This is a genomic window from Bacillus sp. WMMC1349 (assembly GCF_013155385.1).
In the GTDB taxonomy this organism is placed as follows: Bacteria; Bacillota; Bacilli; order Bacillales; family Bacillaceae; genus Bacillus.
On sequence record NZ_JABJUQ010000007.1, the window covers coordinates 686,245 to 698,878 of the forward strand.

A 12,634-nucleotide genomic window follows, 5' to 3' on the forward strand; every position below is an offset into this window, starting at 1 on the left:
AGGTGTTGGCTTTTTGTTCCAGAAAACAGGGGAGAAATATTTTAATGATTTGTTGCGATTTTTTAAACAACTAGTATAATTAAAGGTTGTTAGTGTGAAAAGATATGGATACTTTAATAGGATGATGAAATGATGAAAAGAGCAAGAATTATTTATAACCCGACCTCTGGTCGTGAGTTATTTAAAAAAAACCTTCCAAAAGTCCTGCAAAAATTTGAACAAGCTGGCTATGAAACATCATGCCATGCAACAACAAGTGAGGGCGATGCTGTTAAGGCAGCAAAAAGTGCTGCCGAGAGACAGTTTGATTTAATTATCGCAGCTGGTGGTGATGGCACTTTAAATGAAGTTGTCAATGGTTTAGCTCCTTTGGAAAAGCGCCCGAGGCTTGGAGTAATACCTGTTGGGACGACAAATGACTTTGCCAGAGCAGTCGGCATCCCAAGAGAGGATATTTTAAAAGCTGTTGACACAATACTAGAGGGTGAAACTCGCTCAATTGATATCGGTCGTGTTAATGAACAATATTTCATTAATATTGCTGGCGGTGGACGTTTGACTGAACTAACATATGACGTCCCAAGCAAATTAAAAACAATGCTCGGTCAACTTGCTTATTATTTAAAAGGGATGGAAATGCTTCCATCACTTCGACCAACTGAGGTTGAAATTGAATATGATGGGAAATTGTTTAGTGGAGAAGTTATGCTGTTTTTAGTCATGCTAACTAATTCAGTTGGCGGCTTTGAAAAACTTGCTCCTGATTCAAGTCTAAATGATGGCATGTTTGATCTCATTATTTTAAAACGGAGTAATCTCGCTGAATTTATCAAAGTTGCCGGGCTCGCGCTTCGTGGTGAACATATTCATCATGAGCATGTCATTTATACAAAAGCAAACCGTGTCAAAGTGACAGTCAAAGATAAAATGCTGTTAAATCTTGATGGTGAATATGGCGGACAATTACCGGGAGAATTTGAAAACCTTTATCATCATCTCGATGTCATTATGTCAAAAGAAAAAGCAGAAAAACTGAACTGAACGAACTTGGTCCAACATTGACCAAGTTTTTCTTCCCGTAGGTGAAAAACATGAAACAAAAAATCCCCGTTGAAAAAAATCAATATTATGATGTTGTCTTTGAAGATTTAACACATGAAGGTGCAGGAGTTGCTAAAGTTGACGGTTTTCCGATTTTTGTCCCCAATGCGCTCCCTGACGAGTCAGGGCAGATCAAGGTAACTCGGGTCAAAAAAGGTTTTGCTTTTGGCCGACTAGTTGACTTGAAAGAAAAAAGCGGATACCGCACAAATGCCCCATGCCCAATCTACAAACAATGCGGCGGTTGCCAGCTACAGCATATCGATTATAAAGGTCAACTCCTCTATAAACAAAAACAGGTCATAGATGTGCTTGAGCGAATTGGAAAGCTTGATCTGAATCAGATTACCGTCCATCCGACACTTGGCATGAAAGACCCATGGCATTATCGGAACAAAGCTCAAGTACCAGTTGCTGAAAGAGAAGGCGGACTTATCGCAGGTTTTTACCAGCAGAGGAGCCATGACATTATTGATATGAACAAATGCTTCATTCAGCAGACGGAAAATGACCGCGCAGTTCAAGTAATTAAGCAAATATGCAATCGCTATCGAATCAAAGCCTATAATGAAGAACGTCACAAAGGCTGGCTCAGGCATATTATGGTCAGGTATGGCGCTGTGAGTGGAGAAATGATGATCGTCTTCATCACAAAAACAAACGAATTTCCACACAAATCAAACATCGTTGAAGAGATGACCACCGCCTTCCCAAACGTCAAATCGATCGTCCAAAACATCAATCCTAAAAAAACAAACGTCATCTTTGGTGATCAAACAAGCGTCATTTGGGGAGAAGAATACATCTACGATTTCATCGGTGATGTTAGATTTGCGATTTCTGCTAGATCGTTTTACCAAGTCAATCCAGAACAAACAAAAGTTCTTTACGATAAAGCGCTTGAATACGCTGAATTAACTGGCGAAGAAACGGTTATTGATGCCTACTGTGGCATTGGTACGATTTCTTTATTTTTGGCAAAACGAGCGAAAAAAGTGTACGGTGTTGAGATCGTACCGGAAGCAATAGAGGACGCAAAGCGGAATGCTGAGTTAAATGGGGTTGCAAACGTTGAATTTGCAGTGGGTGAAGCGGAAACGGTGATCCCAAAGTGGTATGAGGAAGGTGTTAAAGCCGATACACTAGTGGTTGACCCACCTCGCAAAGGCTGTGATGAAGCTTTGTTGCAGACGATTATCGAAATGAAACCAAAGCGGGTTGTCTATGTGTCATGTAACCCTGGAACACTAGCGCGCGATTTGCGGGTGCTTGAGGATGGGGGATATGTAACGCGTGAGGTACAGCCTGTTGACATGTTTCCGCATACGGCACATGTTGAGTGTGTGGTATCGATGACCTTAAAAGTTGGGGGCAATTAAAGCCCCCATTCATTATGTTTTTTTGTTATGTGTCTTCATTAACTTCAATTTTACCCCTTCGGTTGGATTTTTCTCGAATTCACTATGATGAGATCATACGAATAACAGGTGAAGTATGTAAATTATTTAACGATTCATTGTGAAAAAATATAAGATGGGTAGTGAAAAATTGGCCATTTGGAATATAGGAGTACAAATGACGATTTCGATTACTGCGTGATGATAGAACTTGAATTTATTAATATATTTGAACATCATCCTTTAGTTGCAAAAGAAACAGACTATTGTAGACGGGCTATCTATGAGTAATACAACAATCCATTACAAGTAAGGAGATAGTCACTATGAAAATTGTCATAAAAGCAGGACTAATAATTGCATTATGCTTTTATTTGTTAGTTCTTTCAAAATTAATTCTGTTCAAACACATTACGATTCCAGATATCATTGCTCACTTTACATTTAGTAGTGACGAAAGCCAGATCTGGCGCAGTCATAACTATATTCCTTTTAAGACGATCACAAATTATTTATTTGTGGCAAATAATTTACATGTACGGGTTGAAAATCTAGTTGGGAATATAGTCGGGTTTATACCATTTGGATTTTTTCTTCCGTTATTATCAAGGAAGTTTATTAGTATTAAGAGAGTCACGTTAGCAACATGTTGTTTAAGTTTAACTTTCGAGCTGCTCCAACTTATTTTTGGTTTTGGAAGTTTTGATGTTGATGATTTAATTTTAAATACACTTGGCGGAATGATAGGGTATATCCCCATTAAACTGATTGGGATATACATAAACTATAGACAGGGACAACAAAAGAGTGAAGGATTTAATAGATAGCAATTTATGCATGAGAGGGATACTTGATAATGGTATCCCATTTTTGTGTTTAGTTATTCAGAAATGCCGTCTGTTTTATAGCGGAAAAATATAAATCTTTGTCATGAAGAAAAAGTTCAAATACTTTTATTTATAAAAACTTCTGATCCTTAAGATGTTTTAGCATCTGAGAATGGTGAAGCGTTTCATAATGATTTTGGGTAGTTGAATATTGTAATAGAAATCAACCATTCCCATCTAACATAAACGAACATAAATAAACATACCGTGTATTCTGTTATATTTAAACGTTTTATTTAAATTTACGTAAATTTTTTTAAAACAAATAATGATTATAATTGTTCGGTTATGTTGACAATTGTTTTGAATGCGTTTACAATCTAAGTGATATGAACAAAAAAGTCTGAAATAGTGGGGGGATATCATGCTGAAATTACCGGATGATTTTATTTTTGGTGGGGCTACAGCCGCATATCAAGTAGAAGGAGCTACAAAGGAAGGGGGAAAGGGAGCGGTCGCATGGGATGAATTTTTAGAAAAACAAGGCCGATTTAGCCCAGATCCTGCAAGTGATTTTTACCATCAATATGATAAAGATATCGAGTTGTGTGAGAAGTTTGGTGTGAATGGATTACGCTTATCAATAGCATGGAGCCGAATTTTTCCAAATGGAGTAGGAGAAGTTAATCCGGAAGGAGTCGAGTTTTATCACAATGTTTTTGCCGAGTGTAAAAAAAGAAATGTCACTCCATTCGTTACTTTACATCATTTTGATACGCCTAAAGTTCTGTTTGATCAAGGAGATTTTTTGAATCGAGAGAATGTCGAGGCTTTTGTTCAATTTGCTGAATTTTGTTTTAACGAATTTAAGGAAGTGCATTATTGGAGTACTTTTAACGAAATTTATCCGGTTGCTACGAATCAGTATTTGTTAGGGATTTTCCCTCCAGGAATCAAGTACGATTTTCCAAAGATTATTCAATGTTTACACAATATGATGTATGCGCATGCAAGAGTGGTCAATCTCTTTAAAGACAATGGGTATGAAGGTGAAATCGGAGTTGTTCATTCATTAGAAACGAAGTATCCAGCTTCAGAATCTGCTGAAGACAAACATGCAGCTTTTTTGGATGATGCATTGTCGATCCGCTTTTTACTTGATGCCACATATCTTGGCTATTACTCGGAAGAAACCATCAGTGCATTAGATGAAATATGTGCAGCAAATCATGCTACATATGCGTTTTCTGAAGATGATTTTCAAGAGATGAAAAAAGCATCCAAGCGGAACGATTATTTAGGAATTAATCATTACCAATGTCATTTTGTTAAAGCATATGATGGTGAAAATATGATTCATCATAATGGTACAGGAGAAAAGGGCACATCTGTTTACAAAGTCAAAGGGATTGGAGAAAGAATTGATAAAGAAGGAATTCCTCGTACGGATTGGGACTGGTTGATTTATCCAGAAGGGCTGTATGATTTACTTTTAAGAATTAAAGAAGACTATCCACACTACAATAAAATTTATATTACTGAGAATGGTATGGGGTATAAAGATGAATTCGAAGATGGAATCATTACTGATACACCGAGAATTGATTATTTACGAGTTTACTTACAATCTTTAAGTCAAGCAATCTCTAATGGAGTGAATGTTAAAGGATATTTTCTTTGGTCATTAATGGATCTATTTTCTTGGTCTAACGGCTATAACAAGAGGTATGGTTTATTTTATGTTGATTTTAAAACGCAAAAAAGATATCCGAAAGAATCCGCTTATTGGTATAAATTTGTGAGTGAAACAAAAACAATCATTTAATGGGGGAATGAGCAATGGGTAAAGAAGAATTGCAGATGTTGGGGTTTGAAATTGTTGCATATTCTGGTGATGCAAGGAGCACTTTGTTAAAACTTTTGCGAGAAGTTAGACAAGGAAATTTTGAAAATATAGAACAGGGGTTAAAAGAAGCTGATGAAAATTTAACATTAGCACACAATGCTCAAACAAAGGTTCTAACAGAAGAAGCTGGAGGAAAAGACATGGAGCTAGGGTTCATTTTTATCCATGGACAAGATCATTTAATGACAACATTGCTTTTGAGAGATCTCATTCAAGATTTTATTGAATTATATAAAAAAAATAATGACTAGGGGCGTAAAGCGATGGAGGCAATCATTAAACAAATCGAAAAAGGGAAACCGCTCTTTGAAAAGATTTCTCGAAATATTTATTTAGGTGCTGTTCGCGATGGTTTTTTATCGGCTATGCCTGCTATTTTATTTTCCAGTATCTTTATTTTGATTGCTAGCATTCCTGAAATATTTGGTATGAAATTACCTGAAGCAGTGTCCTTGTGGTTATGGAAAGTTTATGGTTATTCAATGGGAGTTGTAGGGCTGCTTGTTGCAGCTACAACTGCTCGTTGTTTGACAGATTCTATGAATCGTAGAATGCCAAAAAACAAATCGATCAATTCTACTTCAGTGATGCTGGCATCGATCGTAAGCTTCTTACTATTAAGTGTATCGCAAATTGATGGTGGCTTCTCAACAGATTTTATGGGAACAAAAGGATTATTAGCTTCTTTTATTGCGGCATTTCTTACCGTTAATGTTTATAAATTTTGTGTGATAAAAGATATTACCATTAAAATGCCTAAAGAGGTACCTGGAACCATTTCGCAAACATTTAGAGATATTTTTCCGTTTTCATTTTCTGTTTTTGCAGCCGTATTGATTGATTTAGTGATTCGCCACTTTGGCGGAATTTCATTTGCTGAAGCTGTCATTAAATTGCTCCAACCTTTATTCACTGCAGCTGATGGCTATTTAGGAATTGCGATTATATGGGGAGCGATGGCTTTATTCTGGTTTGTCGGTGTACATGGGCCATCCATTGTAGAACCAGCCATCGCTGCGATCATCTATGCAAATGTTGAGGCAAATTTACAGCTGTATCATGCAGGTGAACAAGCATCTAAAGTGTTAACTGTAGGGTTGGGGAACTTTGTAGGTACAATGGGGGGGACTGGTGCAACCTTAATTGTCCCGTTTATTTTTCTATTATTCGCAAAATCGAAGCAATTAAAAGCGGTAGGGAAAGCTTCGGTTGTCCCAGTATGTTTTGCGGTTAATGAACCATTGCTATTTGCTGCTCCAATCATTTTGAATCCGTATTTCTTTATTCCGTTTCTGATTACACCGATTATCAATGTTTGGGCTTTTAAATTCTTCGTTGATGTTTTAGGGATGAATAGCTTTATGTATGTATTACCATGGGCTACTCCAGGCCCAGTTGGACTTGTCCTTGGTACCGGAATGGGCTTATTAGCTTTTATTTTAGCAGCCGTTTTAATTGTGCTAGACTTTGCAATTTATTTACCATTCTGTAAAGCATATGATAAAGTGTTGCTCGAAAAAGAAGCTGAAAATACTGAGATGGTGAAAGAAGAAACGACTGATTCGACAGTTTCAGCAACACCTGAAGAAAATGTTACCCGTAAGCTTGATAAAGATATTCATGTACTTGTATTGTGTGCCGGAGCTGGTACTAGTGCGATGTTAGCGAATGCGCTTAAAGATGGTGCTTCACAATATAATGTTCCAATAAGTGCTTCAGCAGGTGCCTATGGATCACATTACGACATCATGAAAGATTTTGATATGATCATTCTTGCGCCGCAAGTCAACTCCTATTATAAAGACATTAAAGAAGATACTGATCGGTTAGGAATTAAACTAGTTGCGACAAAGGGTGTAGAATATATCAATTTGACACGAAATGCTAAAGAAGCCGTTGATTTTGTATCAGGCCAATTTTAATAATATGGAGGGAAGAAGTTGGCGAAAAAAAGAATATTGAGCGTATTTCTAGGTACTTTCTTAAGTCTGAGTGTCATTTTTACAGGTCATGTTTATGCTAGTGATCATTTTATTAGCGGTGCTGATATATCTACTCTGGCAGACATGGAAAAATCAGGTGCGAATTATTATGTTAATGGTAAAAGGAAAGATCCTCTACAAATTTTAAAACAAAGTGGGGTAAATTATATTCGTCTTCGGATATGGAATCATCCTTACGACAGATTGGGCAATCGTTATGGAGCGGGTACAAACGATTTATCGACAACGATTAACTTAGCTAAACGAGCTAAAAAATTAGGAATGAAAGTTTTACTGGATTTTCATTATAGTGACTTTTGGGTCGATCCTGGAAAGCAAAACTTGCCTAAAGCGTGGAAGAATAAGAGTTTTCCACAATTGACAAATGCCCTATATGATTATACTAAAGATGTTTTAAACAACCTGAAGAGACAAAACGCCTATCCTGATATGGTTCAAATTGGGAACGAACTAAATAGTGGGATGTTATGGCCGTATGGGAAAAGTTGGGGAGAAGGCGGTGGAGAATTTGATCGATTATCAACTTTTCTGAAATCTGGAATTAAAGCAGTAAAAGATACACAAATGTCTCATACTCCTATCATGTTGCATCTGGCTGATGGAGGAAATCATGACGTTTTTAAATGGTGGTTTGACGAAATCATGAAAAGAAATGTTGATTTTGATGTGATTGGTATTTCTTATTATCCATACTGGCATGGATCATTGCAAAACCTACAACATAATATGAATACGATAAGCTCCCGTTATAACAAAGATGTGATTGTCGTTGAAACTGCCTATGGTCATACGACAGGAAATGCAGATCATAAGAAAAATGCATTTGGAGAGAAAGAAGCTCAAATTGGCGGATATCCAGCAACTTCTGAAGGGCAAAAGAAATATTTACTTGATTTAATAGCATCAATAAAACAAGTTCCAAACGATAAAGGACAAGGTTTTTTCTATTGGGAACCGCTTTGGTATAATGGAAATGTTTCATGGGCTACACAAGCTGGCATGGATTATTTGAATGTCAAGGACGAGACTGGAAACGAATGGGATAATCAAGCTTTATTTGATTTTAATGGTCATGCCTTGCCTGGTTTACAGGCCTTTAAAACAGGAAAAAAATGAAGATTTCTTCTTTGTCAGCAACATGAAGATGGATGATGACAAAGAGATACCAATCAGGAGGTTTCATTTGCGATCAGCGATAACATTTGACAAAGAAGCAGAGTTAGGATATCTATATGTCTTGCCGCCATCTAGGAAACACAAGATAAAATCTACTGATGAATTAGAAGTTAATGAAGATATTGTGCTTGATATTGACACCGAAGATAGAATTGTGGGAATAGAACTATTCGGTTCTTCTGCAATTTCTGCTTCAAGCCTTGCTGGAGTTAAAAGAATTTACTCAAAATCCATCAATAACGGAAGTCTCATGTATAGCTTTAGGCTATCTGATAAAAAAACAACGAAAACGTTTAGCATTTACGGTATATCCTTTTGTTTCAGTGATGATCATTTTGAAGAATTTGTTGGATTTGATATTGTTGACATTTCAAAATATGATGAAATATTATTAGACAAAATGACAATCAAATAAAGTTATGTAAGGGACTAGCAGAAGTAATGTCATATGTTAGTCTCTTTTTGTTTTTTTTAAGGGTTTTTTGACTTTATGACCTTCCATTTCCGTCCTATCAATTCCTCTTTTATTGACACCATTTCCCCTCCATTATATAATAAGTTCAAACTCAATGAGTGGAGAGTCAACGAAATGACACGTTCAAAAAGACAAATACAAAAGAGTCAAACAAGACAGCAAATTATAGAAGCTGCCATCCATCAATTTGCAAAAGACGGTTTAACTGGTGCGCGAACTTCTGATATTGCATTAAGTGCAAACGTATCACATGGCACGGTGTTTGTGCATTTTCCGACAAGGGAGTTGCTTTTAGATACTGTTATAGAAGAGTTTGGGTTGCGCTTGGCCAAGCGTTTGCATGAACTGGTTGGCGATCATTGCGATATGAAGGATGTTCTTTTTGCTCATATTAGAGGAATTCGTGAGTATGAAACGTTTTACACCAGATTGATTTTAGAAGGTCGTTTTTTAAGTGAAAGCTCCCGTCATTCCTTCATCATGATTCAGTCCACGATTTCATTTCATATGATCCAAATCGCTGAAAAAGACATGCAGAATAACAAAATATGTTCTCAGCCTGTTGATTTATTATTTAACACATGGATTGGTCTCATCCATCATTATTTAATCAATGGTGATTTGTTTGCTCCCAATGGCTCAGTGTTGGAAAAATACGGTGAACAATTGATAGACCACTATTTAAACTTAATCAAAGGAGAATACTAATATGAAAATCTGTATTGCTTGCGGGATGCCTATGAAAAATCGGGAGGATTTTGCAATGGGAGATGAGGAAAAAGATTATTGTGCTTTCTGTGCCCGCTCTGATGGTACGATGCAGTCTTACGAAGAAAAAATAGAATCTATGACAGAGTTCATTGTGAAAACACAAGGTTTTGATAACCATGCAGCCCGTCATCTTGCAAAAGGAATGTTAGCAAAACTTCCGGCTTGGAAGAAACAATAGAATGGAGGTCCATAGATGGAATTTGTGAGCCATTCGTTTCAGACTTTTTTGAATGAAGCCCCAGAGCATGCGAAAGCTTGGCTGGAAGCTGTTGGCAAGCTTGATCAAGCGAGTAGTCTGGATCAAAAAACAGAAGAGATTGCTTATCTTGCCGTAATGGCCACAGTGGGTCTTGAAAGCGGAATCCCATTCCATGTGAAAAGTGCAAAAGCATCCGGTGTGACAAGGAAAGAAATAATCAGTGCAATATTACTTGGATTACCGGCTGTTGGAAATCAAGTTGTGAAAGTCCTGCCCATTGCACTCGCAGCTTTTGATGAGGAATCATCATGAAAAGACTCAGTAAACTTTCTAATATTGGTCATAAACTTGAGAAACGGCTTGCTGCAGTTGGAATTGAAGATGATGAAACTCTCATAAAAATGGGTAGCAAAGCAGCTTTTTCTAAACTCTATTTCTATGAAGGAGATACTTGCTTCAACTGTCTTTGCAGTTTAGAAGGTGCCATTCAAGGAGTTAGATGGCATTCTTTTGAAAGCCATGTAAAAATGGATTTAAAACAGTATTATGACTCAATCATTTAAAAGGGGCTTTTAAACAGCCTCTTTTTTTAATCAGATCAGCAGACGGTCCCCACTTATTGACTGTATGTTATTACCACCAATGACAAACTATGTTAACATCGAGGTGTCAGGTGATAGTAGGAAAAAGAAAGGGGGGATGTGATGAGCAAGGTCGCTTCTGAGGTTGTGGGTGGTATATTAAATGAATTTCATTTAGCTATTAAAATGCATGACATTGAACAGGCAAAAAGTCTCTTTGAGCGGGCGAAATCAACATTTGTTGATATGGAAGAAAATCAGGATGTATTGACTTACTTTTCGTTGCTTGAGGAAAGATATCGGATGATGCTTTATGATGCAAGAGGAGAACGGCCCCCTGACCGATCTTATTTTATTGCGTCGCAAAGCAAGTGTGTTGAAGAGACGAATCAGCTGATTGATTACTATTTTTACTTTTTTGAAGCCATGTATGAGTCTTATTCGAGGAATTTTGACCGGGCAATTAGTCTTTATAAAATTGCAGAGCAGAAATTAGCTGAAATTCCTGACAAAATTGAGAAGGCTGAGTTTTTTATTAAATTGGGTTGGCTGTATATGTCTCTTCGGCAAAATCAGGTCTCCCTCAATTATGCAAAAGATGCCATGACCATATTTAAGAGACATGAGGGTTATGAAAAGAGGTTGGCGGTATCCCTTGTTGTGATGGGTGCTAATTACATGCATATTGAACGTTTCAAAGAGGCGGAACATTATTTCAAAGAGTCTCTTAAGATTTCAGAAAAGATTGGGGATCCATTTTTAGAAGCGATGCTTTACCATGATGTTAGTATTTTTTATTCAACTATGAACAGATCAGAGGAGTGTATACATGCATTACAAAAAGCATTGAGTACTAAAGAATGGTGTGAGTCATGTTACTTTATCAATTCTCTTTATATGTTGACAAGGGAGCTGTTTAAGATTGGAGAAAAAGTAGCAGCAATGACTTCATATCAAAAAGGACAAGTGGAATTGTCTAAAAATGGTAATAATATTTATGAAAAGAAAATAAATATTATTTATGAATTGTATCGCTGTGAAACATCGGACAGTATGGCGATCTGCTTGAGAGATCTTCACGATTTAGAAAAACTTAATGATTTAGACGGTGTTCATGACCTTTGTTTGCTTATATCTGGGTATTATGAAGATAAAGGGCACTATAAGGAAGCGCTTGAATTTGTCAAAATGGCTGTCAAAGCCGAAAATAAAATGAAATCATTAGGGAGTGAAGTGTAATGAAAAAAATGATGATTTGTTTATCTTTAGTAACGATGGTTTTGGGTGGAGCTGCTTTATCTCAACAGCATAATCATATGGCATCAGGGGATATGAAAACAGCAGAATTGCCGGTTGGAGGCTAATGTTATGAAGAAGTCCTTTTATAGGGCTTCTTTTTTTTTGGAAATTTTATTGTTTCTATCGTAGCAAAAATACAGTTCTTATTGGTCATTGTTGCAAAGGAATTATTTGCTTTATAATAAAATATTAACAAAATATAGGGGGATGCTTATGGGTTCAACTCTACAAAATATTGATTATGTTTTAACCGTTTTATTGGCTGTTTTTTTCTCATATCAGTTTATTCAGGAAATAAGGAATAAAAAAAGAGTCTCATTTATCATAATTTTCTTGATCATTGGCGTCTATTTTATCATAAAATCTTTCTTTGTTTTGAGTGATGTGTTCAGATGAATCATTTTAGATGAATTAAGGATGCCTGGGCAACCAGACATCCTTTAAATTACTAAGCCATAAAGACTTCTTCTTTACTATAGTCTTACATATGACTACGACATTCTTGAATACATTCTTCTAAATCTCTTACAGCATGTTCCATTTTAGGTTTTGCTTGATCATGTACTTTGCGCAAGGCATGATTTAAATGAGTTAATGCACTTTCACATTCTGAAATGCATTCTTGAAGATCATTTTTATTCATATGGCAAGCTCCTTTCACTGAGAATGTTTATTATGTAGTGTTTGCTTGTAGCATTTTTTTATGCAAAAGTTTAAAAAAGTAATTTACAATGAACTCCAGATGTAACAGTTTTGAAAGTACTTGATTAAAAAGGGGTTGTCTGAAAAGAGTAAAATTGTTAAAACTTATAATTCAAGATCGAGGCTGTCCTGAAAGTCGTGTGGATGAATAAAAATTGGGGATTTTACTCCCTTTCCGCGAGCCTCCTCGGAGCTGG

At 36.5% G+C, this 12,634-nt stretch carries 15 protein-coding genes; 14 read left to right on the forward strand and 1 reads right to left on the reverse strand.

The window, feature by feature from the left end:
- Positions 1-132 precede the first annotated feature (132 nt).
- From HOO54_RS05900 to HOO54_RS05965, 14 genes are all read left to right on the forward strand, one after another.
- Complete coding sequence (locus tag HOO54_RS05900) at positions 133-1,041, forward strand: diacylglycerol kinase (RefSeq protein ID WP_172293345.1); 909 nt, start codon at positions 133-135, stop codon at positions 1,039-1,041.
- A 50-nt stretch (positions 1,042-1,091) separates the two neighbouring features.
- Positions 1,092-2,480: a 23S rRNA (uracil(1939)-C(5))-methyltransferase RlmD gene (rlmD, locus tag HOO54_RS05905; RefSeq protein WP_172293347.1), complete on the forward strand. Its 1,389-nt coding sequence runs from the start codon at positions 1,092-1,094 to the stop codon at positions 2,478-2,480.
- Between the two features lie 344 nt (positions 2,481-2,824).
- On the forward strand, positions 2,825-3,325 hold the full coding sequence (locus HOO54_RS05910; protein WP_172293349.1) for a VanZ family protein: 501 nt from the start codon (positions 2,825-2,827) through the stop codon (positions 3,323-3,325).
- A gap of 424 nt (positions 3,326-3,749) precedes the next feature.
- On the forward strand, positions 3,750-5,150 hold the full coding sequence (gene lacG / locus HOO54_RS05915; RefSeq protein WP_172293351.1) for a 6-phospho-beta-galactosidase: 1,401 nt from the start codon (positions 3,750-3,752) through the stop codon (positions 5,148-5,150).
- Between the two features lie 14 nt (positions 5,151-5,164).
- Complete coding sequence (locus tag HOO54_RS05920) at positions 5,165-5,482, forward strand: PTS sugar transporter subunit IIA (RefSeq protein WP_172293353.1); 318 nt, start codon at positions 5,165-5,167, stop codon at positions 5,480-5,482.
- Positions 5,483-5,494: 12 nt separating this feature from the next.
- Entirely contained in the window at positions 5,495-7,153 is a 1,659-nt protein-coding gene (locus HOO54_RS05925; RefSeq protein ID WP_172293355.1) for a PTS lactose transporter subunit IIBC, read from the forward strand.
- Between the two features lie 18 nt (positions 7,154-7,171).
- Positions 7,172-8,350 (forward strand): glycoside hydrolase family 53 protein, encoded by a 1,179-nt coding sequence (locus HOO54_RS05930; protein WP_172293357.1) that lies wholly within the window; start codon positions 7,172-7,174, stop codon positions 8,348-8,350.
- 67 nt (positions 8,351-8,417) lie between these two features.
- Positions 8,418-8,825, forward strand: a complete 408-nt coding sequence (locus HOO54_RS05935) for a DUF2283 domain-containing protein (protein WP_172293359.1) — start codon at positions 8,418-8,420, stop codon at positions 8,823-8,825.
- Positions 8,826-8,999: 174 nt separating this feature from the next.
- Positions 9,000-9,593: a TetR/AcrR family transcriptional regulator gene (locus HOO54_RS05940; protein ID WP_172293361.1), complete on the forward strand. Its 594-nt coding sequence runs from the start codon at positions 9,000-9,002 to the stop codon at positions 9,591-9,593.
- Position 9,594: 1 nt separating this feature from the next.
- Entirely contained in the window at positions 9,595-9,834 is a 240-nt protein-coding gene (locus HOO54_RS05945) for a zinc ribbon domain-containing protein (protein WP_172293363.1), read from the forward strand.
- A gap of 15 nt (positions 9,835-9,849) precedes the next feature.
- Complete coding sequence (locus tag HOO54_RS05950; RefSeq protein ID WP_172293365.1) at positions 9,850-10,167, forward strand: carboxymuconolactone decarboxylase family protein; 318 nt, start codon at positions 9,850-9,852, stop codon at positions 10,165-10,167.
- Positions 10,164-10,418, forward strand: coding sequence for a TfoX/Sxy family DNA transformation protein (locus HOO54_RS05955; RefSeq protein WP_172293367.1), 255 nt, complete (start codon positions 10,164-10,166; stop codon positions 10,416-10,418). Before HOO54_RS05950 ends, HOO54_RS05955 begins: the two co-directional genes overlap by 4 nt.
- 141 nt (positions 10,419-10,559) lie before the next feature.
- Complete coding sequence (locus HOO54_RS05960; protein ID WP_172293369.1) at positions 10,560-11,675, forward strand: Rap family tetratricopeptide repeat protein; 1,116 nt, start codon at positions 10,560-10,562, stop codon at positions 11,673-11,675.
- On the forward strand, positions 11,675-11,800 hold the full coding sequence (locus HOO54_RS05965; protein WP_172293371.1) for a PhrK family phosphatase-inhibitory pheromone: 126 nt from the start codon (positions 11,675-11,677) through the stop codon (positions 11,798-11,800). The genes HOO54_RS05960 and HOO54_RS05965 overlap by 1 nt, the downstream gene beginning before the upstream one ends.
- Positions 11,801-12,216: 416 nt before the next feature.
- Here the strand turns inward: HOO54_RS05965 and HOO54_RS05970 are convergent, their stop codons facing one another.
- Positions 12,217-12,378 carry a hypothetical protein gene (locus tag HOO54_RS05970; protein ID WP_172293373.1) on the reverse strand — a complete coding sequence of 54 codons (162 nt, stop codon included), beginning with the start codon at positions 12,376-12,378 and terminating at the stop codon, positions 12,217-12,219.
- Positions 12,379-12,634 lie beyond the last annotated feature (256 nt).

What these genes read in the sequence shown, in the direction of transcription:
- HOO54_RS05910 (WP_172293349.1), top strand. Translation starts at nt 2,825, where the DNA reads ATGAAAATTGTCATAAAAGCAGGACTAATAATTGCATTATGCTTTTAT.
- HOO54_RS05945 (WP_172293363.1), top strand. Translation starts at nt 9,595, where the DNA reads ATGAAAATCTGTATTGCTTGCGGGATGCCTATGAAAAATCGGGAGGAT.
- HOO54_RS05955 (WP_172293367.1), top strand. Translation starts at nt 10,164, where the DNA reads ATGAAAAGACTCAGTAAACTTTCTAATATTGGTCATAAACTTGAGAAA.
- HOO54_RS05950 (WP_172293365.1), top strand. Translation starts at nt 9,850, where the DNA reads ATGGAATTTGTGAGCCATTCGTTTCAGACTTTTTTGAATGAAGCCCCA.
- HOO54_RS05920 (WP_172293353.1), top strand. Translation starts at nt 5,165, where the DNA reads ATGGGTAAAGAAGAATTGCAGATGTTGGGGTTTGAAATTGTTGCATAT.
- HOO54_RS05965 (WP_172293371.1), top strand. Translation starts at nt 11,675, where the DNA reads ATGAAAAAAATGATGATTTGTTTATCTTTAGTAACGATGGTTTTGGGT.
- HOO54_RS05960 (WP_172293369.1), top strand. Translation starts at nt 10,560, where the DNA reads ATGAGCAAGGTCGCTTCTGAGGTTGTGGGTGGTATATTAAATGAATTT.
- HOO54_RS05900 (WP_172293345.1), top strand. Translation starts at nt 133, where the DNA reads ATGAAAAGAGCAAGAATTATTTATAACCCGACCTCTGGTCGTGAGTTA.
- lacG (WP_172293351.1), top strand. Translation starts at nt 3,750, where the DNA reads ATGCTGAAATTACCGGATGATTTTATTTTTGGTGGGGCTACAGCCGCA.
- HOO54_RS05970 (WP_172293373.1), bottom strand. Translation starts at nt 12,378, where the DNA reads ATGAATAAAAATGATCTTCAAGAATGCATTTCAGAATGTGAAAGTGCA.
- HOO54_RS05940 (WP_172293361.1), top strand. Translation starts at nt 9,000, where the DNA reads ATGACACGTTCAAAAAGACAAATACAAAAGAGTCAAACAAGACAGCAA.
- rlmD (WP_172293347.1), top strand. Translation starts at nt 1,092, where the DNA reads ATGAAACAAAAAATCCCCGTTGAAAAAAATCAATATTATGATGTTGTC.
- HOO54_RS05925 (WP_172293355.1), top strand. Translation starts at nt 5,495, where the DNA reads ATGGAGGCAATCATTAAACAAATCGAAAAAGGGAAACCGCTCTTTGAA.